Origin of the sequence: Nocardia sp. NPDC052316 (assembly GCF_044547795.1) — a bacterium.
In the GTDB taxonomy this organism is placed as follows: Bacteria; Actinomycetota; Actinomycetes; order Mycobacteriales; family Mycobacteriaceae; genus Nocardia.
The window spans coordinates 80,863-106,572 of the sequence record NZ_JBIUBB010000008.1 but is presented as its reverse complement, the minus strand read 5'-3'; the positions used below and the strand labels follow the sequence as shown (position 1 = coordinate 106,572).

Below are 25,710 nucleotides of genomic sequence, written 5' to 3'. Positions count from 1 at the left end.
CGGTGCGAACAACGCGGTTCGGCCGCCCTCCGGCGTCTGAAAGTGAGCCAAGCCCATGCCAAGCCCCGACGAACTCGTCCGCGACATGTGCCGCAGCTGGTCCGAGCCCGATCCGGACCGCATCGCGGCCTTCTTCGCCGAAGACGCTGTGTACCACAACATCCCGATGGAGCCGGTGGTCGGCCGCGCCGCCATCCGCGAGTTCATCGCGGGCTTCCTCACCACCTTCGAAGCCATCGACTTCGACATTCACCACCAGATCGCCTCGGGCAACCTGGTGATGAACGAACGCACCGACACCCTCCGCAGCGCGGGCCAAGCCATCCCGCTCCCGGTCACCGGGGTCTTCGAGGTGGCCGACGACGCCATCGTCGCCTGGCGCGACTACTTCGACATGGGCGTCATCAACCGGGCCTTCAACCTGGCGGGTTGAACCCGGTCGAACCAGTCGGACCGTTCTGGAAAATTCCTGGTAGCTACCCGGAACCGGCGGGTGAGTTCGCGCGTCGAAGGTGGTTAGGGGCGATTCATGGAGTGGTTGACGACGGGTGAAAAGGGGTTGGTATGGACCGATGTCCGGGGTGTCATACGGCGTGGCGGCGGGGGATGAGTGCCAGGTCACGGCAGCAACCGGTCAAGCGGGCCGCGGAACCGTGTGAGCGGTACACGTCACGGCGGCGGCAGCGGCTGCGGCCGGAGACCGAATTCGAGTGAGGTGGTAGGTCGGTGCCTCCGGGTGGGGGCACCGACCGTCAGCGGGCGGAGTTTTCCGGAAGTAGGTGTGCGAGCAGCAGTTTGATCAACAGGAGCGGCGCGAACCAGGCCAAGACGTGCGGGATGGTGAGCATGGCGGTGGTGATGGTGAGCGCGGCGGCGGTGGTGCCGAAGGCGATGGGGCGGCGTAACTCGCGCGGGGCGGCCGTGACGAGGACGGCTCCGGTGAGGGCCGAGGCGTAGATGATGGTGGCGGCGAGCCAGGTGAAGCCGGGAACCACCAGGGCGAGCAGGAACGGCTGGACGTGGATGGCGACGAAGCCGAGATGGTGCAGGCTGGTTCGGTCCGGTCGGTGATACCAGCGTTTCGCCGAATCGGTGGCGTTGACGACCGCGCCGCCGAACAGGTCGAAGGCGACCAGCGTGACGACGGCGACGCCGAGCCACGACAGCTCGGCGTGCCGTGCCAACCCGAAAGCCAGTGCGGCACCGCCGAATGCCGCGCCGAAGCCCACGGCGACTTCGCCGCGCGTAGCGTTCGGGGCGATCAAACGATCCGTAAGATTCATCGACGGATACCTTCCACGCAGATCTGCACTATCGGGTCGGCCAGTTCGCGCAGCGGCAACTGCGGATCGACCAAGGCCTGGACGAGACATCCCTCGATGGCGCCGACGACGACGGCGGCATGCCGCTCGCCGATGCCGGGTCGCAGCTCGCCATCGGCCTGTGCCTGCCGCAGCAGATCCGCGATGGCCGAGCGATATTCGCGATACACCGCCGCCATATCGAGCGGTGGATTCGACGCCCAGACGTCCAGCAGAACGCGTGCATGGTCGGGGTGCGCGGCGAGCATCTCGACCGTCCCGCGGATGAGTCCGGTCAGCCGATCCAGCGCGGCGCCGTCGCCGAGCTCGGCAAGCACCTGCCCGCTGCTCTCGGCGTAGCTCTGGAAAACCCCGGCCAGCAACGCATCTCGACTGTCGAAGTACAGATACACGCTGCCCTTGGCGATACCCGCCTCGGCGGCGACATCCTCGATGCGCGAGGTGGCGAAGCCCTTGCGGGCGAACACGCGCACCGCGGCGTCGAGAATCTCGGCTCGACGGGCGACGCGGTCGACTTTCTTGGGCATGATCCGATTATGAATGACCGGTCAGTCATAAACAAGGTCTCGGTTCGGCCCCCTCCGCGCAACACGAAGGGGGCCGAACCTCAATGAGCCGGGACGATCAGCGCACAGCCGTCGCGGCGGCCACCATGTTCCGCAGTGACGCCGCCACCTCGGCCTGCCCGCGGGTCTTCAATCCGCAGTCGGGATTCACCCACAGCCGCTCGGCGGGAACCGCTTTCAGCGCCGCGCGCAACGAGGTGGTGATCTCTTCCACGCTCGGCACCCGGGGCGAGTGGATGTCGTACACACCTGGCCCGACACCCAGATCGAAGCCCGCCGCGTTGAGGTCGTCGAGCACCTCCATCCGCGAGCGCGCCGCCTCGATCGAGGTCACGTCGGCGTCCAGCCCGGCGATCGCGTCGATCACCTCGCCGAACTCCGAGTAGCACAGGTGGGTGTGCACCTGGGTGGCGTCCGAGACGCCGGAGGTGGCGATCCGGAAGGCCTGCACCGACCAGTCGAGGTAGGCCTGCTGGTCGACCTTGCGCAGCGGCAGCAACTCGCGCAGCGCGGGCTCGTCGACCTGGATGATGCGGATACCCGCGGACTGCAGATCCACCGTCTCGTCCCGGATGGCCAGCGCCACCTGCCGCGCCGAATCACCGAGCGGCTGATCGTCGCGCACGAACGACCAGGCGAGGATGGTGACCGGGCCGGTGAGCATGCCCTTCACCGGCTTGTCGGTGAGCGACTGCGCGTAGCTGATCCAGTCGACGGTCATCGGCGCGGGCCGCGTCACGTCGCCGAACAGGATCGGCGGTCGCACGCAGCGCGAACCGTAGGACTGCACCCAGCCCTGCTCGGTGGCGGCGAAGCCGTCGAGCTGTTCGGCGAAGTACTGCACCATGTCGTTGCGCTCCGGCTCGCCGTGCACCAGCACGTCCAGGCCCAGCTGCTCTTGCAGCGCAATCACATCGGCGACCTCGGCGCGCATCCGGCGGATGTACTCGGCCTCGTCGATCTCGCCCTTGCGGAACGCGGCCCTGGCCAACCGGATCGCCGAGGTCTGCGGGTACGAGCCGATGGTCGTGGTCGGCAGCGGCGGCAGTTGCAGCCGTTGCTGTTGCAGCGCACGACGCTCCTCCGCGGGCGCGCGCCTGCTCGCGTCCGGTCCGAGCGCCGCCAGCCTGGCTCGAACCTGTGCGTCGTTCAGCCGGGGATCGGACCGGCGCGTCGCCAATGCCGCACGCACGTCGGCCAATTCGGCGCTGATCGCCTCGGTGCCTTCGGTCAGCGCGGTCGCCAGCAGCCGGACCTCGGCCACCTTCTCCGTGCCGAACGCCAGCCAGGACCGCAGCCGGTCGTCCAGCCCGGTTTCCGCGGCGAGCGTGTAGGGCACGTGCAGCAGCGAGCACGAGGTCGAAACAGCCACCGCCGCCGCGCTTCCCAGCAGGGTGCCCAGGGTGGACAGTGCCTGGTCGAGATCGGCCCGCCACACGTTGCGGCCGTCGACCACCCCGGCCACCAGCAGCTTGCCCGCCAGGGCGGTGACGCCCGCCACATCGGCGACGCTGGTGCCTGCGGTGAAGTCGAGCGCGATGCCCTCGATGTCGGTGCCGGCCAGCGCGGTCAGTGCCGCGTCGGGATGACCGAAGTAGGTCGCCACCAGGATCGCGGGTCGCTGCGCGGCCGCGGACAGTTCGGTGTAAGTGCTACGCACCAGGTCGATTTCGTCCTCGGTGAGGTCGGTGACCAGCACCGGCTCATCGATCTGCACCCAGCCGGCCCCTGCCTCGGCCAGCAGTCGCAGCAACTCGCGGTACAGCGGGACGAGCTCGGCTAGCCGGTCCAATGGCGCACCGCCGGTGGCCTTGGCCAGCTTCAGGAAGGTGATCGGCCCGACCACCACCGGGCGCGCGTTCGCGCCGAGCTCGACCGCCTCACGCACCTCGTCCAGCAGTTTGGCCGGGTTCAGCGAAAACACGGTGTCCTGGCCGATTTCCGGCACCAGATAGTGGTAGTTGGTGTCGAACCACTTGGTCATCTCCAGTGGTTCCACCGTGTCGGTGCCGCGGGCGGCGGCGAAGTACCGATCCAGCGGATCGGCGATCCCGGCGACCCGCTGCGGCAGTGCGCCGAGCAGCTGTGCGGTGTCGAGCACCTGGTCGTAGTACGAGAAGGTGCCCACCGGGATCGAATCCAGGCCTGCCGCTTGTAATTCGGTGAGTTGGGCGTGGCGCAGCTCGCGCGCGACGGCGTGCAGCTGGTCGGCGTCGATCTTGCCCGCCCAGTAGGCCTCGGTGGCCCGCTTGAGCTCTCGCCGCGGTCCGACCCTAGGTAGCCCGAGAACCGTTGCGGTGAACGGTGTCTGATTTACAACAGTCACGTTGTCTCTCCAGTGCTGGTGCCATTCGCGAGCGCAGCGAGCGATCATGCACGCAGCGCCCTTTGGCGAACGACGAAGTCGTAAGCCAACGCCATACGGGCTGCGCGGTTACCGGGATACGCCGGGAGATTCGACAAACTAGAGCCCGACATATCAGTACTGGTAGAACCGCGCGCCCAGATCCACGAGGCGGTGGCCGCCGGATACGGCGTATCCGACACGGCTGGCAGGTCTTCGGACTCACAGGCACCGGCCTCTCGGCCGACCTACTGGCCGTCGCTTCCCGGGCGTCGTGCCCAGTGCGTGTGACGGCGGTCGTTCCTGCTCACCGCTGCGGGACAGTCCCGGATTTCCACCGGGTTCCCTCTCGCCCGGCCACCCTGTCGGGCGGTCGAACTCGACTCCGCTGCGCGACGACGGGGCTCCATCTCGTACGCGCCGCAGTGAACCAGCTGCACCTACGAGCATAGGGTGCGTGGCGGGGTGGTGGACGGGCGGGCGGGGGCGCGGCGGTCGTCCATCATTTGCCCATCACCGTTTGGTCATTTGACCAAGTCTGTGAGGAAGCCCACGAAACTTGGGTGTAGCCGCCCTTTCCGGAATGCGTTTAAGGTTGTCCCCTCGGGGGGAGGGCTCCCGCGTGGGGAAAACGATTGCAGGAGTACGCGTGGTGACTGAACGGTCGGTATCGATCGTCATTCCAACCTACATCGGGACGGCCGACGGCCTGGATCTACTCGATGTCCAACTGGGCGCCTTGACGCGTCAAGATTATAGGGGGGAATTCGATGTCGTGATAGCCGACAACGGATCCCCGATCGATGTGAAACTCCATATCGAAACTCATCCGCTACAAGGACGCCTCGAACTACGGCATGTGGACGCGTCGGGGACCTCCGGTGCGGCATTTGCCCGCAATGTCGGTGCGGCGAACGCCAGCGGCACGATCCTGTTGTTCTGCGACCACGACGACCAGGCGCATCCCAATTGGGTCAGCCGCATGGTCGAGTTCCTGGACGAGGGCTACGACCTCATTTGCTCTGCGGTCGAAGGTGATTCGCTCAACGCGGCCAACCCGCGCCAGGTCGCCAACATCCCGACACCCGACAAATTCCAGCCGACCGGCGTTTATGCACCTGTGATCATCGGGACCAGCATGGCCTGCCAGGCACAGGTGTATCGGAAGCTGGGCGGCCAGGACATCAGTTACGCCGCCAACGAGGATCTCGAATTCGGCTGGCGCGCGCATCGCGAGGGATACCGTCTCGGATATCTGCCGGAGGCGCTCGTCGCCTATCGATACCGGCAGGGCTTCCGTCCCGGATATCGGCAGGGACGCAGCCGCGGCATCGGCCTCGCCCGGCTGAATGCGGAATTTCCGAACAATGGGTTGCCGGAAATTCACCTGCCCGAAGTCTTGTTACGCATGATTCGTCTGCCATTCACTCGCGGATTGGTCGCCGAGGAGCGCGGACTGATGATCGGCCTCGCCGTCGGCCAGTTCCGCGGTGGGCTGCGCCATCGCACGATGCACTGGATCTGACAGTGTGACGCGCGGATGAACGCATCTTCGCAACGCCGCCGGACGGCGTTGTGAAGATGCTTGCGAAGTGCCCTTCCGTGTCTGTGCGGCGGGTCGGTCCGGGTACCTTAGGCCAATGTTCACGAAAGTCTTGGTTGCCAATCGGGGCGAGATCGCCATCAGGGCCTTCCGCGCGGCCTACGAGCTCGGCGTTGGGACGGTGGCCGTCTTCCCGTACGAGGACCGCAACTCGGTCCATCGAACGAAGGCGGCCGAGTCCTACCAGATCGGTGAACAGGGGCACCCGGTCCGGGCGTACCTCTCGATCGACGCGATCGTCGATGCGGCCAAGTCGGCGGGCGCCGACGCCGTCTACCCGGGCTACGGCTTCCTGTCCGAGAACCCGGACCTGGCGGCGGCCTGCGCCCGCGAGGGCATCACCTTCATCGGCCCGTCCGCCGAGGTGCTCGAGCTCGCGGGCAACAAGGCGCGGGCCATCGCGGCGGCCAAGGCCGCCGGGCTGCCGGTGCTGCGGTCCAGCGCGCCGTCCGCCGATGTGGACGAGTTGCTCGCCGCGGCAGCGGAATTGGACTACCCGATCTTCGTCAAGGCGGTAGCCGGTGGCGGCGGTCGCGGCATGCGCCGGGTCGCCGACGCCGAGCACTTGCGCGAGTCCATCGAGGCCGCGTCGCGCGAGGCCGAGTCGGCGTTCGGCGATCCCACCGTCTTCCTCGAGCAGGCCGTGGTGAACCCGCGCCACATCGAGGTGCAGATCCTGGCCGACCAGCAGGGCAATGTGATGCACCTGTTCGAGCGCGACTGTTCGGTGCAGCGCAGGCACCAGAAGGTGATCGAGCTTGCGCCCGCGCCGAACCTGGATCCCGCACTGCGCGACCGCATCTGCGCCGACGCGGTGGCCTTCGCCAAGGAGATCGGCTACAGCTGTGCAGGCACCGTCGAGTTCCTGCTCGACGAGCGCGGCAACCACGTCTTCATCGAGATGAACCCGCGCATCCAGGTCGAGCACACGGTGACCGAAGAGATCACCGACGTCGACCTGGTGCAGGCGCAGCTGCGCATCGCGGCGGGCGAGACCCTCGAACAGCTCGGCCTCAGCCAGGAGACCGTCAGCATCCGCGGCGCCGCGATGCAGTGCCGGATCACCACCGAGGACCCGGCCAACGGCTTCCGCCCCGACACCGGCCGGATCACCGCCTACCGGACCCCGGGCGGCGCGGGCATCCGGCTCGACGGCGGTGCCAACCTCGGCGCCGAGATCGGCGCCTACTTCGACTCGATGCTGGTGAAGCTCACCTGCCGCGGCCGCGACTTCGGCGCCGCGGTGTCGCGGGCCCAGCGTGCGCTGGCCGAATTCCGAATTCGCGGCGTCACCACCAACATTCCGTTCCTGCTCGCGGTGCTCGACGACCCGGACTTCCAGGCGGGCCGGGTCACCACCTCGTTCATCGACGAGCGCCCGCAGCTGCTCAACCAGCGTGGCTCGGCCGACCGCGGCACCAAGATCCTCACCTACCTGGCCGACATCACCGTCAACAAGCCGCACGGCGAGCGGCCGACGACGGTGTATCCGCACGACAAGCTGCCCCCGATCGACCTGACCGTCGCGCCGCCGGACGGCTCCCGGCAGCGCCTGCTCCGCCTCGGCCCGGAGGGGTTCGCGCAGGATCTGCGCGCGCAGAAGGCGGTCGGCGTCACCGATACCACCTTCCGTGATGCGCACCAGTCCCTGCTGGCCACCCGGGTGCGCACCAACGGCCTGCTCGGCGTCGCCGGGCACGTGGCCAGGCTGACCCCGCAGCTGCTGTCCATCGAGGCCTGGGGCGGCGCGACTTACGATGTGGCGCTGCGCTTTCTGTACGAGGACCCGTGGGAGCGCCTCGCCGCGCTGCGCGAGGCGGTGCCGAACATCTGCCTGCAGATGCTGCTGCGCGGTCGCAACACCGTCGGCTACACGCCCTACCCGGAAAAGGTGACCCGCGCGTTCGTCTCCGAGGCGACCGCCACCGGCATCGACATCTTCCGCATCTTCGACGCGCTCAACAATGTCGACCAGATGCGCCCGGCCATCGACGCGGTGCGCGAAACCGGCACGGCCATCGCGGAAGTCGCGATGAGCTACACCGGCGACCTGTCCAACCCGGACGAAACGCTCTACACCCTGGACTACTACCTCAAGCTGGCCGAGCAGATGGTGGACGCGGGCGCACACGTGCTCGCGATCAAGGACATGGCCGGGCTGCTGCGCGCCCCCGCGGCCGCCACCCTGGTCACCGCGCTGCGCAGCAACTTCGACCTGCCGGTGCACGTGCACACCCACGACACCCCCGGCGGGCAGCTGGCCACCTACCTGGCCGCCTGGCAGGCGGGCGCGGACGCGGTGGACGGCGCCAGCGCCGCGATGGCCGGAACCACCAGTCAGCCTGCGCTTTCCGCGATCGTCGCGGCCGCGGCGCACAGCGAGTACGACACCGGCCTGAACCTGCAGCACGTGTGCGATCTGGAGCCTTACTGGGAAGCGCTGCGAAAGGTGTACGCGCCCTTCGAGTCCGGGCTGCCCGCCCCGACCGGCCGGGTCTACACCCACGAGATCCCCGGCGGTCAGCTGTCGAACCTGCGCCAGCAGGCCATCGCCCTCGGCCTCGGTGATCGGTTCGAGGAAGTAGAAGCGAAGTACGCGGCGGCGGACCGGCTGCTGGGCCGCCTGGTGAAGGTGACCCCCTCGTCGAAGGTGGTCGGCGACTTGGCATTGGCCCTGGTCGGCACCGGCGTCGACATCGAGGATTTCGCCGCCGACCCCGGCCGCTACGACATCCCCGACTCGGTAATCGGTTTCCTGCGTGGCGAACTCGGTACCCCGGCGGGCGGCTGGCCGGAACCGTTCCGCAGCCGGGCGCTGGCCGGGCGCGGCGAGGCGAAGCCGGAGACTCCGCTCACCGCCGAGGACGAGGCCGGGCTGGCGGGCAGCTCGGACCAGCGCCGTTCGACGCTGAACCGGCTGCTCTTCCCCGGGCCCACCGCCGAGTTCAACGCGCACCGGGAAAAGTACGGCGACACCATGGGTCTGTCGGCGAACCAGTTCTTCTACGGGCTGCGCCAAGGAGAGGAACACCGGGTGCAGCTGGAGAAGGGTGTCACCCTGCTCATCGGCTTGGAGGCCATCTCCGAGCCGGACGAGCGCGGCATCCGCACGGTCATGTGCATCCTCAACGGTCAGTTGCGGCCCGTCGCCGTGCGTGACCGGTCGATCGCCAGCGAGGTCCCGGCCGCGGAGAAGGCCGACAAGGGCAACGCGGGTCATATCGCCGCGCCGTTCGCCGGCGTGGTGACCTTGGCGGTGTCCGAAGGCGACGCGATCGCGGCCGGGGACACCGTCGGCACCATCGAGGCCATGAAGATGGAGGCCGCGATCACCGCGCCGCGGGCAGGCACCGTCGGCCGGGTTGCGATCGGCCCGGTGCAGCAGGTCGAGGGTGGCGATCTGCTGATCGAGCTGGCCGTGCGCGAGTCCTCGGTCGAATGACGCGGATCGTCGCCGGAACGGCGGGCGGGCGGCGGCTGCGGGTGCCGCCGGCCGGCACCCGCCCGACCTCCGACCGGGTGCGGGAGGCGCTGTTCAGCGCGCTCGACGCGCGGATCGATTTCGACGGCGTCCGAGTGCTCGACCTGTACGCCGGGTCGGGCGCGCTCGGACTGGAGGCGTTGTCCCGTGGTGCGGCGCACGCACTGCTGGTCGAGTCCGATCGCAAGGCGGCCGCGGTGCTGCGCGGCAACATCGCCGACCTCGGGCTGCCCGGCGCCGAGCTGCGCGTCGGCACGGTGGCGAGCGTGCTCCAACTGGGCGGTGCGGGCGAGTTCGATCTGGTGCTGTCCGATCCGCCCTATGCGGTCGACGCCGACGCCGTGCTCGCCGACCTGCGGGCGCTGGCCGGTGGCTGGCTGCGGCCGGACGCCCTCGTCGTGGTGGAGCGGTCCAGCCGATCGCCGGAAATCGAATGGCCCGTTGGCTATTCGGCGATGAAGCCGCGCAAGTACGGCGAAACGCGCATCGAGATGGCGACTTTCGACTAGCGATGTGGTCTTGTGCACCCTCTGTGGTGCCCGCCGGTGCCGCACGATAGCGTCTGACCATGGCAGGAGCATTGTGCCCCGGGTCCTTCGACCCCGTGACCCACGGTCACATCGACGTCTTCAACCGGGCCGCGGCCCAGTTCGACGAGGTCGTTGTCACCGTCATGATCAACAAGAACAAGCAGGGCATGTTCAGCGTCGACGAGCGCATGGAGATGCTGCGCGAGGCGACCGCTCATCTGCCCAATGTCCGCGTGGAGTCGTGGTACGGCCTGCTGGTGGACTTCGCCAAACAGCAGGGCGTCACAGCCATCGTGAAGGGCCTGCGCGACGCGACCGACTTCGGCTACGAGCTGCAGATGGCCCAGATGAACCGGAAGCTCTCCGGCGTCGACACCTTCTTCATCGCGACCAACCCCACCTTCAGCTTCCTGTCCAGCTCGCTGGTCAAGGAGGTGGCGTCCTTCGGCGGCGACGTGGTCGACATGCTGCCGCCGTCGGTGCACAAGCGCCTGCTGGCCCGCCTCGCCGAGAACTCGGGCTAGCGCCGGACAGACAAATCAGCCCCGGCTCCGAATAGTTCGGAACCGGGGCTGATTCCCCTCACTCGACGAGGTTCAGAAGACCAAACCGCGTAGGGCCAGGAAGCGCATGCCGCCGACGGCTGCGGTGATGCCGAGGATGGCGGTGGCCTCTGCCGGTCCGCCGATGGTAGGCGCCCAGACGTCCAGTGCGGCCAGGCACGCGGTGGTGATGGCGAGTCCGACGAGTGCCAGACCGCCGCCTTCCCACTGTGCGGTGAACCAGCCGACTCGGCCGCTGGCGTGGAAGGTGAGTTGCCGGTGCAACTCGTTGGCGATCACGGTGCTGACGATCGAGCCGACCACGTTGGCGAGCAGCGAGCCGACGCCGTGCATCGCGAAGAACAGCAGTACGTAGGCGATATTGCTGAACCCACCGACCAGCGCGAAGCGGATCAGCTGGGCGATAGCCCGGTCGCCGCGCAGGTACGCCATCATCTGCTCGAACCGCGCCGACGTCGGCGCCACCTGGAGCGCGGGGTATGGGCCTACCCACGGCATGAAGTAGCTGCTGGTGCTAACTCCCGCCGATCTCTGTAGATCCAGAACAGTCATGGGCTTTCCGATCGAACATGAGCCTTCGATGGGGACAACAGCGACGGTTGTCGCTTACTTCCCACCGACTCTTGACAGGCACCGCTTGTGCGATGTGTTCAGCATGTACTGAACAGTCGGAACCTGTCAACAGTCGGTGGATCGATTCGGCCCTTCCCTCTGGCTTCCGCAATCCCGCAATCCCGGTGGGGACTGCGCTCGTCGAAGACCTTGTCGATCTTCGTATCGACGATAACACGAAGCGGAGACAGATCCTCCACTTGATTTGTGTGGCGTGCAAGACACTGCGACGACACACCGGAGGGTGACTCGGCACAGGCCGTGATGAGGGGCACACTGGGGCTCGGCGGACAGTTCGCCGAAGAGTCGTAGGAGAGTGGGGTCAGTCAGCATGTATCGCGTATTCGAAGCCCTCGACGAGCTGGTCGCCATCGTCGAGGAGGCGCGCGGCATCCCGCCGACCCGCAGCTGCATCGTGCCGCGCGGCGACGTGCTCGAACTGCTCGACGACGTGCGCGACGCACTGCCGGGCGAGCTCGACGACGCCCAAGACGTGCTCGACATCCGAGACAAGATCGTCTCGGACGCCCGATCGGCCGCCGAGGTCACCGTCACCAGCGCCAATGAACAGGCCGCGCACACCATCGGCTCGGCCCGCGAGGAGGCCGACCGCATCCTCGCCGACGCCAAGGCGCACGCCGACCGGATGGTCGCCGAGGCCAGCGCGCACGCCGATCATCTCGTCGCCACCGCGCAGGCCGAAGCCGACCGCGTCGTCGCCGACGGCAACGCCGAATTCGAGGCGGTCACCGCCCGTGCCCGGCTGGAATCCGAGCGAATGATCGACGCGGGCAAGGCTTCCTACGACCGCTCCGTCGCGGAGGGCGAGGCCGAGCGCGACCGTCTGGTCGCGCAGACCGAGGTGGTGCGTGCCGCGCACGCCGAATCCGCGCGGGTGATCGACGCGGCACACGCCGAGTCCGATCGGATGCGTGAGGAATGCGACGTCTACGTCGACTCCAAACTCGCCGACTTCGAGGAGACGCTGAGCAACACCCTGCGCACCGTCGGCCGCGGCCGCCACCAGCTCCGCTCCGGTGCGGGCGCACCCGACTACGCCGCCGACTACCGCCGCTAGGCCCTGTGGCGAGTCTTATCCGGCGCCTCCGCCGGCCTAGGCCCGTTTGAGGTCGGCTGTGCGTCTCGCGTATCGTGGTGTGGTTGCCCATTCCCCCGATAGTGAAGTGAGTTCGTGATGCCCGCCGGTTCCGGTTCCGCCCCGCGCAAGGGCTCGGTCGAGCGCCGAGAGCCCGACGCGGCCTTCGTGCTGGACGTCCGCAGCCTCGGCCGCAGGGCCGGGACGATGCGCGAGCTCCATCGCACGGTCACCACCGTCGAGCGGATCGGGCTCGACCTGATCGGCGTCCCGGTCGGCGCCGAGGTCGTGCTCGATCTGCAGCAGCAGGCGGTGTCCGAAGGTGTGCTCGTCACCGGAACGGTGTCCGCGCCGATCGAGGGCGAGTGCTCGCGCTGCCTCGAGCCGTTCACCGACCACGTCGACGTCTACCTCACCGAGCTGTTCGCCTACCCGGACAGCACCACCGAGCAGACCACCGACGACGACGATGCCTACCGCATGGTCGACGACACGATCGACCTCGAACCGGTGATCATCGACGCGATCGGCATCGAGCTGCCGCTGCAGCCGCTGTGCACGCCGGACTGCGCGGGCCTGTGCGCGGAATGCGGCGTGCGGATGGCGATTGCGGGTTCTGAGCACTCGCATGAGATACTTGACCCTCGCTGGGCCGGGTTGGCGAAATTTGCCACCGCATCGCCCGGCAACGGCAGCCCCGACGAGGGTGCGGCCACCGCAGCAGACCAGTCAGCCGAAATGGCAAGCAATATGACAGAGGAGAAGTAGTCGTGGCCGTTCCCAAGCGCCGGATGTCCCGTTCCAACACCAGGTCGCGGCGCAGCCAGTGGAAGGCCACCGCGCCGACCCTGATCACCTGCCCGAACCGCGCCTGCGGCGAGAAGACCCTGCCGCACATCGCGTGCCCGTCCTGCGGCACGTACAAGGGCCGTCAGGTCACGGCGGCTGTCTAGTAGTTCGACCTGTCGTATCGACGTGAGCGATGAACCCGATTCGTCCGGTGGACATGCGAGCCTGCTCGCGGCGCTCGGCGTCGAGGTGCAGCCGGAGTTGCTGCGCCTGGCGCTGACGCACCGGTCGTACGCATACGAAAACGGCGGGCTGCCGACCAACGAGCGCCTGGAGTTCCTCGGTGACTCCGTCCTCGGACTGAGCATCACCGAGCGGCTCTACCACGAGCACCCGGACAAGTCCGAGGGCGAGCTGGCGAAGCTGCGCGCGAGCGTGGTGAACATGCATGCGCTCGCCGAGGTGGCGCGCCAGCTCGGCGAGGGCGGCCTCGGCGTGCACCTGCTGCTCGGCAAGGGCGAAGAGCTCACCGGCGGCAGGGACAAGCCGAGCATCCTCGCCGACGGCATGGAGTCGCTGCTCGGCGCGGTGCATTTGGAGCACGGCATCGACGTCGCGCGCGAGGTGGTGCTGCGGCTGTTCGCCGACCTGCTCGAGCGCGGTCCCCGGATGGGGGCAGGCCTCGACTGGAAGACCAGCCTGCAGGAGCTCACCGCCGAGCGTGGCCTCGGCGTGCCCAGCTACGAGATCACCTCGACGGGCCCCGATCACGACAAGGAATTCACCGCGACCACCGTGATCGGTGGCCGGGCCTACGGCCAGGGTGTCGGCCGCTCCAAGAAGGAAGCCGAGCAGAAGGCCGCGGGCACCGCCTACCAGGCGCTGACCGCCGAAGCCTGACGTGCCCGAACTCCCCGAGGTAGAGGTGGTCCGGCGCGGCGTCGCCGAACACGTGGTCGGTCGCGTCATCGAGTCGGTCGCGATCACCCATCCCCGCTCGGTGCGCAGGCACCTGGAGGGTGCCGCCGATCTCGCCGCGCGGTTGACCGGATTGAAGGTCGCTTCGGCCGAGCGGCGCGGGAAATATCTCTGGCTCACCTTCGACGAGCCGGACACCTCGCTCGTCGTGCATCTCGGCATGAGCGGCCAGATGCTCGTACAGCCCGCGGACGCGCCGCTGGAGAAGCACGCGCACATCCGCGCCACCCTCGGCGACGGCACCCAGCTGCGCTTCGTCGACCAGCGCACCTTCGGCGGGTGGGCGCTCGCACCGTTGGTAGAGGTGGACGGCACCCTGGTACCGGAGCCGGTGGCGCACATCGCCCGCGACCCGCTGGATCCGCGCTTCGACCCCGATGCCGTGGTGGCCGCGGTGCGCGCCAAACAGACCGAGATCAAACGCGTGCTGCTCGATCAGAGCGTGATCTCCGGCATCGGCAACATCTACGCCGACGAATCGTTGTGGCGCGCGAAGATTCACGGCAGCAGGCTCGCCTCGGGCCTGTCCCGCCCCGCCGTGCGCGCCCTGCTCGCCGATGTCGGCGCGGTGATGGGGGAGGCGCTGCTGGCCGGCGGTACCTCCTTCGACGCGCTCTACGTGAACGTCAACGGCCAATCCGGCTATTTCGAGCGTTCCCTGGCCGTCTACGGCCGCGAGGACGAGCCGTGCCGTCGCTGCGGAGCGCCTGTTCAGCGGGAAAAATTCATGAATCGTTCCTCGTATTCTTGCCCGCGGTGCCAACCGAAGCCTCGCGGTCGTTAGCGGGCGCGAGTTACCTTTCTTGTAGGCGGTTCGGGAAGTCGGTCCGGCCGTGGAGGAAGGACATATGCGCAAGCTCACCTACTACGTAGCCTCGACCATCGACGGTTACATCGCCACCGATGACGGATCGGTCGATTTCTTCCCGGTCGGCGGCGACCACGGGCCTGCGATCACGGCGCAATACCCGGAGACGCTGCCGACCAAGGTGCGTGAGGCGCTCGGTATCGACAAGCGCAACCGCTACTTCGATACCGTGCTGATGGGGCGCAAGACGCACGACTTCGGGGTGCGTACCGGGACGTCGAGTCCGTACGCGCATCTGAAGCAGTACGTGGTGTCGACGACGCTGCCGGAGAATCCGGATCCCGACGTCGAACTGATCGCGAGCGACCCGCTCGGCAAGGTGCGCGAACTCAAGCGCGCCGAGGGGCTCGGGATCTGGTTGTGTGGTGGCGGGGAGCTCGCCCAGGAATTGCTGCCCGAGATCGACCAGATCTTCCTCAAGCTGTACCCGGTCCTGCTCGGCCGCGGCCGGTCGCTGTTCGGGTCCGGCCCCAGGCTGCCCGATGCGGCCAAGTTCCGGGTGATCACCAGTCGGGTGTTCGAGGACGGAGTGGCCTTCATGAAGTACAGCAGGATGCGTTAACCGCTGTGGCGGAAGACGATTCGAACGCAGCGGACCCGGCGGCCACGCCGGGCCCGGTGGAGGTGCTGCGGGAGATCGGCTTCTGGCTGGAACGCTCGCGGGCCGAGACGTATCGGGTCAAGGCCTACCGCCGGGCCGCCGATATCGTGGCGGAGCTGCCCGACGAGGAGCGCGCAATGCACCGCGCCGCGCACAGCTGGCGCGACATCGCCGGAATCGGGCCGAAGACCGCCGCCGTGATCGAGGAGGCGTACGCGGGCCGGGTGCCGCAGTACCTGCTCGACCTGCGCAACGCGGCCCAGCCGATCGGCGCGCCCGGTAAACCGCTGCGCACGCAACTGCGCGGCGATCTGCACACCCATTCGGACTGGTCCGACGGCGGTAGCCCGATCGCGGAGATGATGGGTGTCGCGGCGGCGCTCGGGCACGAATACTGTGCGCTGACCGATCATTCGCCGCGCCTGACCGTCGCGAACGGCCTCTCCGCCGACCGGCTGCGCAAGCAACTCGACGTGGTCGCCGAACTCAACGACCGGTTGGCGCCGTTCCGCATCCTCACCGGCATCGAGGTCGACATCCTCGACGACGGCACCCTCGACCAGCAGGCCGATCTGCTCGCCGAACTCGACATCGTGGTGGCGAGCGTGCACTCGCACCTGCGCGCGGACAGCGCGACGATGACCAAGCGGATGGTCTACGCGGTGGCCAACCCCAACGTCGACGTGCTCGGCCACTGCACGGGCCGACTGGTCACCGGTGGTCGAGGCACCCGCCCCGAGTCGAGCTTCGACGCCGAGATGGTGTTCGAGGCGTGCCGGACCTACAGCACCGCCGTCGAGATCAACAGCAGGCCGGAGCGCCGCGACCCGCCGTCGCGGCTGATCCAGCTCGCGGTGGAGATGGGCTGCCACTTCGCCATCGACACCGACGCGCACGCACCGGGACAACTGGACTGGCAGGGCTACGGTTGCGAGCGCGCCGTCGCGAATGGTGTTGCGGCCGAGCGGATCATCAACACCTGGCCGCTGGCCGACCTGCTTGCCTGGACCGAGGTGCACGAAGCCTGATGGCCGTCGGGTTAACTGTTGCCGAATAGTCGTGCCGGGCGGGAGATCTGCCCCGATCGCCACTGAGAATGGTTGCCGGACAGAGTGGGTGGGGGTGGCGAGCCGTTGGGCGAGTTTCCGGTCGAGATCGTGTTGGCGGTCCTCGGTATCGCGGTGCCGATCGGCGCGTTCCTGTACGAGTTCGTGCTCGTCGGGCGCAAACGGCTCGGCTACCGCGTGCAGATGGACACGCCCGTCACCGGTGAGGTCGCCTCGGTGTTCCCCGGCGTGCTGCCGCAGCTGCGTCCCTCGCTCGACGGCGCGAGTCCGGACCTGAAAGATCTCTCGGTTGTCTTGGTACGCATCGAGAACAGCGGTGCCACCGACATCGACACCCACGACTACAAAGCCCCCGATCCGGCGCGGATCGGCCTGCATCTGCGGTTCCCGCAGCGCTCGGTCATCGGCATGGCGGTGACCGAACTCAGTGATCCCGGCTTGGCGGACAGTCTGGACCGGGACTCCGGTATCGCGGTGCGCGAGGACATGGCCGGGCACATCGGCGTCATCGACCTGCCGAAGGTGCCGCTGGACCGCGGCGAGCACTACAAGATCCTGGCCATCCTGCAACGCTCCGAGGGCGCCGGAGAGTACCCGGTGCCGGTGCTGACCGGCGGCATCAAGGGCGGGCGCGTCCTGGAGACCCGAAGCCGCACCGGCATTCCCCGAATGATGGTGGGGCTGACGATCTTTCTGGTGCTGGTGATCATCGTCCAATTGATCGTCACCGCACTGGAGCCGGCACCGACGCCGCTGGAGTGCGCCGAAGGCAAGCTCACGGTGGTCGGCTCGTCGGCCTTCGCACCGGTCGTCCGAGCAGCCGCCGAACAGTACGGTAAGCGTTGTCCCGGAGCACAATTCGCTTTCGCCTTCGAAGGCACCGAACGCGGGCTGGACCGGCTGGCCGAGGAAGGCAAGGGCAACGCGGGACTGCTCGCCATCAGCGACGGTCCGAAGGGCAGTGGATACCCCGCCCTGGTGCATCGCCCGCTGGCGCTGTCGCTGTTCAGCATGATCGTCAACAAGGGCGTCGGCGTACCGAGTCTCACCGAGGCACAGATCCGAGACCTCTATCAGGGCCGGATCGGTAACTGGCGCGAGGTGGGCGGCCCGGATCTGCCGGTGGTGCTGGTGAATCGGATCGCGGGCTCCGGTTCACGGAATACGTTCGAGCGCAGGCTACTCGGCGGGAGCCAACCCGATCGCCCGCACGTGAGTTGCGTCGCGATCAAGGGCACAGTGCTGTCCGCCGCGACGCACTGCGAGGTCCAGGTGACCAAGGACATGCAGAAGGCGGTCGGTGAAATACCCGGCGCCATCGGCTATTCGGAGTACTCCGAGGCGGTACAGGCCGACCTGGCGACCGTCGCGATCAACGGCGTCACCGCGGGCCGCGACGCGGCGATCGCGCGCACGTACCCGTTCTGGGGTGTGGAGTACGCCTACAGCCACGGCGAACTGCCCGGTGACTCGCTGGCGGCGGCCTTCCTGCACTACCTGGTCGATCAGACGGGCAAGGAGGTGCTGCGGGCACACGGCAACGCGCCGTGCGGCGAGCTGCCCGATCCGGCCAGGTGCCTGCCCGATCGGTGACCGCGCGTCACAGTGTCGGGGCCTGTCTCGTCTCTCTGGTGTAGGACAGCACACCGAGGAAAGGACGACACCGTGTCACGAATGAAGCTCGCCCAGGTTGCGCCGGAGTTGTACCAGGCGTGGTTCGCCGCCGAGGGGGTCATCCGCCGTGGCCCGCTGGACCCGGTGGTCCGTGAGCTGGTCAAGATCCGCGCCTCGCAGATCAACGGCTGCGTGTACTGCATCGACCTGCACACCACCGACGCCAGGCTGGCCGGGGAGACCGAAAAGCGCATCTTCCAGCTCGATGCCTGGCGGGAGTCGGCGCTCTACACCGAGGCCGAGCGCGCCGCCCTCGCCTACGCCGAAGCGGTGACCAAGCTCGGCGAGCACGGGGTCAGCGATGCGGTATGGGCCGATGTGGAGAAGCATTTCGACGAGGGGTCCAGGGCCGGATTGGTGGCGGTGACCGCGATGATCAACCTGTGGAACCGGATCGGCGTGCCGCTGCGGATGCAGCCCGACGCCGACTGACGCCGCTTGCGGTACCGCGCGCTCGTCGTGCGGTACCCCGCGGACCGCAGCGCGGGCCCGCCCGGCTCGGCAGACCAGCCTCGATGCTGTCCGGACGGGCTTCCCGTGCGTTCGCGCCTGCCGCTCGCCTGCTCGACCTCAGTCCGTCGGCGGCAGGAACGGCCGGGTGAAGTAGTCCTCGACCGGCAGCGGCCCGGTGTAGCGCCGGCACGGGCAGCGCACCCACTGCCACGTCGCGGGCGCGACCGATCGCCGCTCCTCCGCGTGGCACTCCCCGGCCTGCGGATCGTGGATGGCGAGGTCGTGGCCGCAGCCGCACTTGGCGGCGCTGCGCCGCGCCTTGCCGCCCACCGGCCCGAGGTGGCCGTACCGTCCGAGGGCCCAGCCGAGGCCGAGGATGCCTGCGCCGACGGCCAGGGTGAGAGGATCGAACATGGGTTGATTGTACGTATACGTATGCGCGGTTACCGGCGGAAGGCCCCGTTCTGTCGGTGGTATCGGCGAAGATGGCCTCATGACGGAACTATCGCTGCGTGAGCTGAACCGAACCCTGCTGGTGCGTCAGATGTTGGCGCAGCGGGTCGCGATGACACCGTTGGAGTTGGTGCGGCATCTGGTCGCGGTACAGGGGCAGGAACCGAACTGGCCCTATGTCGGGCTGTGGACCCGGCTCGCGGAGTTCCGGCACGACGACCTGGCCGCGTTGCTGCGGGAGCGAAAGCTGGTGCGCTCCGCCATGATCCGCCGCACGGTGCACCTCGCCGACGCGGACGACTTCCGCTGGCTGCGCCCCACGGTGCGCCCGGTGGTGCACGCCGCGCTGCAGGCGCCCTACTACCGCGACGAGATCGAGGGCCTGGACCTGGACGAGCTCGCCGCCGCGGGACGGGAGCTGCTGTCCGGCAGCATCCGGTCCCGATCGGACCTCGGACAGCTACTCGGCGAGCGGTTTCCGGACCGAAACCCCCGCAGGCTCGCCGAGTCGGCCGAGCTCCTGGTGCCCATGGTGCACAGCCCGGTGACCGGCGCCTGGGGGAAGTGGCGCAACCGTTCGGTTACCGTCGCGCTCGCCGACGAATGGATCGGTGCGCCGATGGCGTCGGAGCCGCAGGCGCAGACCATGATTCTGCGCTATCTGGCCGCGTTCGGCCCCGCCACCGTCGCCGATATGCAGGCGTGGGCGGGGGTCACCCGGCTGGCCGAGGTGGTCGACGAGATGCGCACCCGGCTACGCGTTTTCACCGACGACCAGCACCGGGTGCTGTTCGACCTGCCGGAGGCACCGCTGGCCGACCCGAATCTGCCGGTGCCGGTGCGCTTCCTGCCCGCCTTCGACAACGCCCTGCTCGGCCACAAGGACCGGCGCAGGATCATCAGCGAGGAAGACCGGCAGCGCATCGCCAAGGAGGCGTCCGGCGGCGTGCCGATGTACCTGGTCGACGGTTTCGTGCACGGTCGGTGGGTATTGGACGACACCACCATTCGGGTCACGCCGTGGCATCCGCTGTCTGCCAGCGATGAGGAGGCGTTGCGCGCCGAGGCTGAGCGGCTGCTGGCTTTCGTGGTGCCCGGGCAGGACGGAAAGATCGTCATCGAGGGCTGAGCCCGCTGTCCACCCCGGTGGACATGCTGGCGGCAATCGGCAAAGACTGCTCCCACCTGCCGATCTCGGCAATCGATCAGCAACGTATCCGACTGCATGGTTTGAGAGTGCCGTGGTGAGGTACATCACTGGCGGCCCCCCTGGTCGAGTAATCGGCGATCAGGCCAACCAAGCCCTGTGGACGGCGGTGCGGCTGAGCTTCACCTCCGCTGAGGCGGCCACCAGTTCGAGTTCGGCGCCCGGTGCTCCGAAGCACTGGGTGGATGCGAGAGCTAACGGTTGTGCCCCTTTGGAAGGAGGGTCGATGAGCGCGCTTAGCGAGCGAAAAACGAACCCAGCCGCCATCAGTGTCCTGGCGGAGTCGAGCACCGATGAGGTGCGGTCATGAGCCAGCGGAGCGGTCGAATCCTCGATGCGGTACCCCTGGCCGGTGCTGGTGCGGAGCACGGTGGCGTCGGCCACCTGCCGATGTCGGCGCAGACGGCGTCCTCCGATCTGCTGTCGATCGACCACGCCGGAACCCGATTCCGTATCGCGATGGTTGTCCCCCCGTACTTCGATGTGCCGCCCAAGGCCTACGGAGGCGTGGAAGCCGTCGTCGCCGATCTGGTCGACTCGCTGGTGGCCAGAGGCCACGACGTGACCCTGCTCGGCGCGGGCGAACCGGGAACCAAGGCGAAATTCATTCCGCTGTGGGACCGCATCTGCCCCGAGCGACTGGGCGAACCCTTCCCCGAGGTGCTGCACGCGCTGCGCGCCCGGCGGGCGATCGAGAAGCTCGCCGCGGACGGCGCCATCGACCTGGTGCACGAGCACACCTTCGCAGGCCCGCTGAACGCCCCCGCGTATAGGGAACTTGATCTGCCGACCGTGGTCACGGTGCACGGTCCCGTCGAGGGCGAATGCTATGAGTACTACCGGGAAATGGGCGACGACGTGTCGCTCGTCGCGATCAGCGACCGGCAGCAAGAGCTGGCCCCCGATTTGAATTGGGCTGGGCGAGTGCATAATGCTCTGCATCCTGAGGAGTGGCCGTTCCGTGCCGACAAGGACGACTACGCGCTGTTCCTCGGCCGCTTCAACGAGTGCAAGGCGCCGCATCTGGCGCTGGAGGCCGCGCACGCCGCGGGCATGCCACTCGTGTTGGCGGGCAAGTGCAGCGAACCGCCCGAGCTCAAATACTTCGAAGAGCAGGTACGCCCATTGCTGACCGACCAGGATCACGTATTCGGCCTCGCCGACGCCGCCGCGAAGCGGAAACTGTTGGCAGGAGCCAAGTGTCTGTTGTTCCCGATCCGTTGGGAGGAACCCTTCGGCATGGTGATGATCGAGTCCATGGTGTGTGGCACACCGGTCGTCGCGCTACGCGGCGGCGCGGTAGCCGAGGTGATCGTCGATGGGGTCACCGGCCGCATCTGTGACGACCCCGCCGAGCTCACCACCGCCATCGCCGAGGTGCAGACAATGGATCCGGCGACGTGCCGCAAGCACGTCGAGGAGAATTTCGGGTCGGATACGCTCGGGCGCGGCTACGAGCAGGTCTATCGCAAGCTGATGCGGCCGCGGAAACGGATCGACTACCGATGGCGCAAGGACGAGATGGTGCCGGTGTCCGTCGCGGCGAGCGGACTCGCGTGACGGCGGATCCGACCGCCGCGCTCAGCCCCGCTCCACTGAACTCCGGTGAGCCGACGGGTTTCGGTGGAGCGGGTTCGGTCACGCTGGTCGAGGGCGGCACCTTCTGTCTGTCGAACCGGCTCGGCGATGTCGAGCCGGGCCGCCCGCACGGGCTCTTCTTCCGGGACGCGCGTGTCGTGTCCCGGTGGGAGCTGCTGGTGGACGGCCAACTGCCCGAACCGCTTTCGGTACTCAGTCCGGAGGCGTTCGCCGCGCGGTTCGTGCTGCGAAGACCGCCGACGGCCGGGCTGGCCGATAGTACGTTGCTGGTGGTGCGCGAGCGGATCGTCGCCGACGGCATGCACGAGGTGCTCACGCTGGAGAACATGGGGCGTGAGCCGACAGCGGTCACGCTGGAATTGCATGTCGACGCCGATTTCGTGGACCTCTTCGCGGTCAAGGAGGGCCGCGCCGGACACGGCAGAGCCGAGGTGACGGTGGCCGAGGGGGAGCTCCTGTTCCACGATCGGGCCGATCGCATGCGCGGGCTCTCGGTGTCCGCGAGCGTCGAACCCACGGTCCTGCCCGGCACTTTGGTGTGGAAGGTCGTCGTACCCGTCGGCGCGAGCTGGCAGACCGAGATCACCGCCCAGCCCACGTTGGGCAACCAGCGGTTCCAGGCGCCGCTGGCTCCCGGCGAGCACTACGGGGTCAGCGCTCCCGGGCGCAAGATCGAGGCGTGGCGGCACACCGCCACCGACATCGCCGCCTCGCACCCGGAACTCACCCGGGTGCTCCGGCGCACCGAAAGTGACTTGGGCGCCTTGCAGATTCACGACGACTCCGGCGACAGCAGGCCGTTCGTCGCGGCGGGCGCGCCCTGGTTCATGACCCTGTTCGGCCGCGACAGTCTGCTGACCGCCTGGATGGCGCTGCCGCTGGAGGTCGACCTGGCGCTCGGCACGCTGCAGCAGCTCGCCGAACTGCAAGGGCAGACGGTGAATCCGCTCACCGAGGAGGAGCCGGGGCGGATCATGCACGAGATGCGCCGCGGCCCGGCCGGTGGGCTGGTGCTCGGCGGCAACATCTACTACGGAACCGTCGACGCCACACCGCTTTTCGTGATGCTGCTGGCCGAATGCTATCGCTGGGGCGCGGATGCCGAGGCGATCAGGCAGCTGCTGCCCGCCGCCGACGCGGCACTGAACTGGATCGAGGACTACGGCGACCGGGACGGTGACGGGTTCGTCGAATACCGGCGGGCCACCGACCGCGGCCTGGTCAACCAGGGGTGGAAGGACAGCTGGGACGGCGTCAACGATCTGCAGGGCCATATCGCCGAGGCGCCGATCGCGCTGTGTGAGGTGCAGGGGTATGTGCACGCCGCGCTGCTTGCCCGCGCCGAGCTGGCCGAGGCCTTCGACGAAGCGCGCCGGGCGACGGAGCTGCGTGATCAGGCGGCGGAGCTGCGCGGCAAGTTCGCCGAGGAGTTCTGGCTGCCCGAACGCGGCTGGTACGCCGTCGCGCTCGACAAGGCCAAGCGCCGCGTCGACGCGCTGACAAGCAATGCGGCGCACTGTCTTTGGTCCGGCATCGCCAGCGACGCGCACGCCGCCGAGTTGGTGCGTCGGCTGTCCGGACCGGAGATGGACAGCGGTTTCGGGCTGCGCACGCTGTCCACGAAGATGGGCGCCTACAACCCGATGAGCTACCACTGCGGGTCGGTGTGGCCGCACGACACCGCCATCGCGGTGGCCGGTTTGCTGCGCTACCGGCACGTGCCGGGCGCGGTCGACCTGGCGACTCGTTTGGCGACCGGATTGCTCGACGCCGCAATGGCTTTCGACGGTAGGCTACCCGAGCTCTACTGCGGGTTCCCGCGCTCGCGGTTCCCGGCCCCGGTGCCGTACCCGACCTCCTGCTCGCCGCAGGCCTGGGCGAGTGCCGCCCCGCTGCTGCTGGTGCGCTCGTTCCTCGGTCTGGACCCCGACGTGCCCAACCGCACCATCACCGTGCGGCCGCTGGTGCCGCCGGAGTGGGGCCGAATCACGTTGGCCGCGTTGCGCCTCGGCCCGATCACCATCGATCTGGAGGTGGAGGGCGCCCAGGTGACCGCCGCGCGCCTGCCCGACGATTGGCAACTGGTCACCCGATGAATTCCCGATCTTGGTATGAACCGCCCCGCATCGGGGTACCCCCCGGGTGTAAGCATTTCAGGCTGGTAGACAACGCAGGCTGGAGGTGCACTATGCAGACATCGCGGGATATGCGGGACCTGTGGAGTACACAGCACCGCGACTGCACGATCGAGCCCATGGATCTGGACATGGAGCTCGCCCAGTTCGTCCGCAGTACCCACGCGGGTCACGGCCCCGACTGCTGCCAATACCTGGCGGCCGCGGCCTACTACTTCGATCACGCCGAAGTCGGCTGACCGCTGAGGTTCTCGCGCCCACCGGCGCTGCTCGGCCCAGCCCGCTCAGGCCACCCCTGAGCCGGCTGGGCCGAACCGGTTCGCGCGGCAGTCCGGCTCGCTGCCCGGCCGTAGGATCGAAGGGTGGCTATCGCTCAGCTGAGTTTGATCACCTTGAACTGCTCCGACAAAGAGGAACTCGCGGGGTTCTGGGCCGCGCTGCTCGACGGTGAGATCGTTTATCGGACAGCGGAGTTGGCCGTGGTGCACACCGAGCGCGGGTCGCTGTGCGCGCTGACGGTGCCCGACTACCAGCCGCCGACCTGGCCTGCGGGGGAGACGCCGAGTCACATCCATCTCGATCTCAGGGTGGATGATCTGGACAACGCGCAAGCCGAGGCCGTCCGGTTGGGCGCGCGGGTGGCCGAAGTGCAACCGGGACCGGAGCTTTGGCGGGTACTGCTCGATCCGGCCGGTCACCCGTTCTGCCTGACCTCCCGCGCACCGCTGCTTCCTCTCGGTCCTCGTCCGAACATCCGAGAAGAGGGCTGAATTCGCGGTCGGTGGCATCTCGGACACAAACATGCTCCCCGGAAGTCGGAACTGATTTCTGATGTCCCAACTGCCGGAGAGCAGTTCGCCGTGCCTTCGCGCGTCAGATCAGGCGCGGAACGGGTACCGCTGGTCGAGGTCGAGGTTCAGTTCGACCACGTTGACGCGGGGTTCTCCGAGGAAGCCGAGGGTCCGGCCGGACGTGTGCGCGTCTACCAGTTGGCGCACTTTATCCTCGGAGATGTTGCGGGCCTTGGCGATTCGGGAGACCTGGAGGTCCGCGTACCGGGGCGAGATGTGCGGATCCAGTCCGCTGCCGCTTGCGGTGACCGCGTCGGTGGGGACGGGAGTGTCGACGGGGGCGTCGCCGAAGATCGGGACGATCCGACCGGCCGCGTAATCCACACCGGGCTCGGCGCATTCGACCCGCACGCCGTGGTAGGTGGCCAGGAACGGCGTCGCCGGGCACGCCTCGTTGACGCTCACCACCTGGGTGGGGTTGGCGACCTCACCGTCGGCGTCGCGCGGCCCGATCACCGAGAGCACCGCCCCGACACCGTCTTTCGTGCAGAACGGCCGGGCGCCGTCGACCCCCTCACGGTCGCCGACCTCCTTGCTGCGCGCGCACACGGTGGACAGCAGGCTCAGCTTCACCTTGTCCGGATCGGCGTCGAGGGCGTCCACGATGCTCTCCGGGCCGAGGTTCGACGCGGAGGTGGCCATCGGGTCGTACCCGTTCTCGCCCGCCGCGGACGGACGGCTCTGGAAGTACTGCACCAGCGCCTTGCCGTCGGCATCGGTGAACGACTGGCCGATCAGGCTGGAGCCGACAAGCTTGCCGTCGACCGACAGCAACGACCCGTCGGACTTGTCGTGCAGCCCGGGTAGCTGCGCGACCGCGAAAACCGCCAGGGGGTAGATGATTCCGGTGATCGCGGTGAGCACGAGCAGCGCACGCAACGCGGCCAGGTGCTGCCGGACCCAAGTGGACAGGCGCAT

At 68.1% G+C, this 25,710-nt stretch carries 24 protein-coding genes and 1 riboswitch; of the genes, 18 read left to right on the top strand and 6 right to left on the bottom strand.

Going from position 1 to position 25,710, the window contains the following annotated elements; translation table 11 throughout:
- The first annotated feature begins 55 nt into the window (after nt 1–55).
- Nucleotides 56–433 (top strand): nuclear transport factor 2 family protein, encoded by a 378-nt coding sequence (locus ACIHA7_RS35120; RefSeq protein WP_397295698.1) that lies wholly within the window; start codon nt 56–58, stop codon nt 431–433.
- A 319-nt stretch (nt 434–752) separates the two neighbouring features.
- Here the strand turns inward: ACIHA7_RS35120 and ACIHA7_RS35115 are convergent, their stop codons facing one another.
- The 3 genes from ACIHA7_RS35115 to metE all read right to left on the bottom strand — a co-directional run bounded on the left by ACIHA7_RS35115 (nt 753) and on the right by metE (nt 4,262).
- Nucleotides 753–1,283 (bottom strand): hypothetical protein, encoded by a 531-nt coding sequence (locus ACIHA7_RS35115; protein WP_397295696.1) that lies wholly within the window; start codon nt 1,281–1,283, stop codon nt 753–755.
- Entirely contained in the window at nt 1,280–1,849 is a 570-nt protein-coding gene (locus ACIHA7_RS35110; RefSeq protein WP_397295694.1) for a TetR/AcrR family transcriptional regulator, read from the bottom strand. Before ACIHA7_RS35110 ends, ACIHA7_RS35115 begins: the two co-directional genes overlap by 4 nt.
- A 97-nt stretch (nt 1,850–1,946) precedes the next feature.
- Nucleotides 1,947–4,262, bottom strand: a complete 2,316-nt coding sequence (metE, locus tag ACIHA7_RS35105; RefSeq protein ID WP_397295693.1) for a 5-methyltetrahydropteroyltriglutamate--homocysteine S-methyltransferase — start codon at nt 4,260–4,262, stop codon at nt 1,947–1,949.
- A 180-nt stretch (nt 4,263–4,442) separates the two neighbouring features.
- Nucleotides 4,443–4,582: riboswitch (cobalamin riboswitch) on the bottom strand.
- Between the two features lie 299 nt (nt 4,583–4,881).
- Here metE and ACIHA7_RS35100 point away from each other — a divergent pair.
- The 4 genes from ACIHA7_RS35100 (at nt 4,882) to coaD (ending at nt 10,370) form a co-directional block, all read left to right on the top strand.
- Nucleotides 4,882–5,757, top strand: coding sequence for a glycosyltransferase (locus ACIHA7_RS35100; RefSeq protein ID WP_397295691.1), 876 nt, complete (start codon nt 4,882–4,884; stop codon nt 5,755–5,757).
- A 115-nt stretch (nt 5,758–5,872) separates the two neighbouring features.
- Nucleotides 5,873–9,277, top strand: a complete 3,405-nt coding sequence (locus ACIHA7_RS35095; protein ID WP_397295690.1) for a pyruvate carboxylase — start codon at nt 5,873–5,875, stop codon at nt 9,275–9,277.
- Nucleotides 9,274–9,825, top strand: a complete 552-nt coding sequence (gene rsmD / locus ACIHA7_RS35090; RefSeq protein WP_147144381.1) for a 16S rRNA (guanine(966)-N(2))-methyltransferase RsmD — start codon at nt 9,274–9,276, stop codon at nt 9,823–9,825. Before ACIHA7_RS35095 ends, rsmD begins: the two co-directional genes overlap by 4 nt.
- A gap of 59 nt (nt 9,826–9,884) precedes the next feature.
- The gene (gene coaD / locus ACIHA7_RS35085) at nt 9,885–10,370 is read left to right on the top strand and encodes a pantetheine-phosphate adenylyltransferase (protein ID WP_397295687.1); all 486 of its coding nucleotides are present in this window, start codon (nt 9,885–9,887) and stop codon (nt 10,368–10,370) included.
- Between the two features lie 72 nt (nt 10,371–10,442).
- On the opposite strand, the gene ACIHA7_RS35080 is transcribed toward coaD, so the two are convergent.
- Nucleotides 10,443–10,961, bottom strand: coding sequence for a GtrA family protein (locus ACIHA7_RS35080; protein WP_397295685.1), 519 nt, complete (start codon nt 10,959–10,961; stop codon nt 10,443–10,445).
- Nucleotides 10,962–11,352: 391 nt separating this feature from the next.
- Between ACIHA7_RS35080 and ACIHA7_RS35075 the strand changes: the two genes are divergently transcribed.
- The 9 genes from ACIHA7_RS35075 to ACIHA7_RS35035 all read left to right on the top strand — a co-directional run bounded on the left by ACIHA7_RS35075 (nt 11,353) and on the right by ACIHA7_RS35035 (nt 18,526).
- Nucleotides 11,353–12,099, top strand: coding sequence for a DivIVA domain-containing protein (locus ACIHA7_RS35075; protein WP_107658440.1), 747 nt, complete (start codon nt 11,353–11,355; stop codon nt 12,097–12,099).
- Nucleotides 12,100–12,216: 117 nt separating this feature from the next.
- Nucleotides 12,217–12,885 (top strand): YceD family protein, encoded by a 669-nt coding sequence (locus ACIHA7_RS35070; RefSeq protein ID WP_397295684.1) that lies wholly within the window; start codon nt 12,217–12,219, stop codon nt 12,883–12,885.
- Nucleotides 12,886–12,887: 2 nt separating this feature from the next.
- Nucleotides 12,888–13,070, top strand: coding sequence for a 50S ribosomal protein L32 (gene rpmF, locus ACIHA7_RS35065; protein ID WP_014987105.1), 183 nt, complete (start codon nt 12,888–12,890; stop codon nt 13,068–13,070).
- Between the two features lie 22 nt (nt 13,071–13,092).
- Nucleotides 13,093–13,806, top strand: coding sequence for a ribonuclease III (rnc, locus tag ACIHA7_RS35060; protein ID WP_234391158.1), 714 nt, complete (start codon nt 13,093–13,095; stop codon nt 13,804–13,806).
- 1 nt (nt 13,807) lies between these two features.
- On the top strand, nt 13,808–14,668 hold the full coding sequence (mutM, locus tag ACIHA7_RS35055; protein ID WP_397295682.1) for a bifunctional DNA-formamidopyrimidine glycosylase/DNA-(apurinic or apyrimidinic site) lyase: 861 nt from the start codon (nt 13,808–13,810) through the stop codon (nt 14,666–14,668).
- Nucleotides 14,669–14,732: 64 nt separating this feature from the next.
- The gene (locus ACIHA7_RS35050) at nt 14,733–15,314 is read left to right on the top strand and encodes a dihydrofolate reductase family protein (protein ID WP_397295679.1); all 582 of its coding nucleotides are present in this window, start codon (nt 14,733–14,735) and stop codon (nt 15,312–15,314) included.
- Nucleotides 15,315–15,319: 5 nt separating this feature from the next.
- The gene (locus tag ACIHA7_RS35045; protein ID WP_397295676.1) at nt 15,320–16,381 is read left to right on the top strand and encodes a PHP domain-containing protein; all 1,062 of its coding nucleotides are present in this window, start codon (nt 15,320–15,322) and stop codon (nt 16,379–16,381) included.
- A 105-nt stretch (nt 16,382–16,486) separates the two neighbouring features.
- On the top strand, nt 16,487–18,013 hold the full coding sequence (locus ACIHA7_RS35040) for a PstS family phosphate ABC transporter substrate-binding protein (protein ID WP_397295674.1): 1,527 nt from the start codon (nt 16,487–16,489) through the stop codon (nt 18,011–18,013).
- 81 nt (nt 18,014–18,094) lie between these two features.
- Complete coding sequence (locus ACIHA7_RS35035) at nt 18,095–18,526, top strand: carboxymuconolactone decarboxylase family protein (RefSeq protein ID WP_397295961.1); 432 nt, start codon at nt 18,095–18,097, stop codon at nt 18,524–18,526.
- Between the two features lie 138 nt (nt 18,527–18,664).
- Here the strand turns inward: ACIHA7_RS35035 and ACIHA7_RS35030 are convergent, their stop codons facing one another.
- The gene (locus ACIHA7_RS35030; protein ID WP_397295673.1) at nt 18,665–18,961 is read right to left on the bottom strand and encodes a hypothetical protein; all 297 of its coding nucleotides are present in this window, start codon (nt 18,959–18,961) and stop codon (nt 18,665–18,667) included.
- A 79-nt stretch (nt 18,962–19,040) separates the two neighbouring features.
- On the opposite strand from ACIHA7_RS35030, the gene ACIHA7_RS35025 reads away from it, so the two are divergent.
- The 4 genes from ACIHA7_RS35025 (at nt 19,041) to ACIHA7_RS35010 (ending at nt 24,711) form a co-directional block, all read left to right on the top strand.
- Nucleotides 19,041–20,129 (top strand): winged helix DNA-binding domain-containing protein, encoded by a 1,089-nt coding sequence (locus ACIHA7_RS35025; protein WP_397295670.1) that lies wholly within the window; start codon nt 19,041–19,043, stop codon nt 20,127–20,129.
- A 468-nt stretch (nt 20,130–20,597) separates the two neighbouring features.
- Entirely contained in the window at nt 20,598–21,767 is a 1,170-nt protein-coding gene (locus ACIHA7_RS35020; RefSeq protein ID WP_397295960.1) for a glycosyltransferase family 4 protein, read from the top strand.
- Nucleotides 21,764–23,902, top strand: coding sequence for a glycogen debranching N-terminal domain-containing protein (locus ACIHA7_RS35015; RefSeq protein WP_397295668.1), 2,139 nt, complete (start codon nt 21,764–21,766; stop codon nt 23,900–23,902). Before ACIHA7_RS35020 ends, ACIHA7_RS35015 begins: the two co-directional genes overlap by 4 nt.
- A 401-nt stretch (nt 23,903–24,303) precedes the next feature.
- On the top strand, nt 24,304–24,711 hold the full coding sequence (locus ACIHA7_RS35010) for a VOC family protein (RefSeq protein ID WP_397295666.1): 408 nt from the start codon (nt 24,304–24,306) through the stop codon (nt 24,709–24,711).
- Nucleotides 24,712–24,819: 108 nt separating this feature from the next.
- Here ACIHA7_RS35010 and ACIHA7_RS35005 read toward each other — a convergent pair whose 3' ends face one another.
- A complete protein-coding gene (locus ACIHA7_RS35005) occupies nt 24,820–25,710 on the bottom strand; it encodes a potassium-transporting ATPase subunit C (RefSeq protein ID WP_397295665.1) in 891 nt (296 codons plus the stop codon).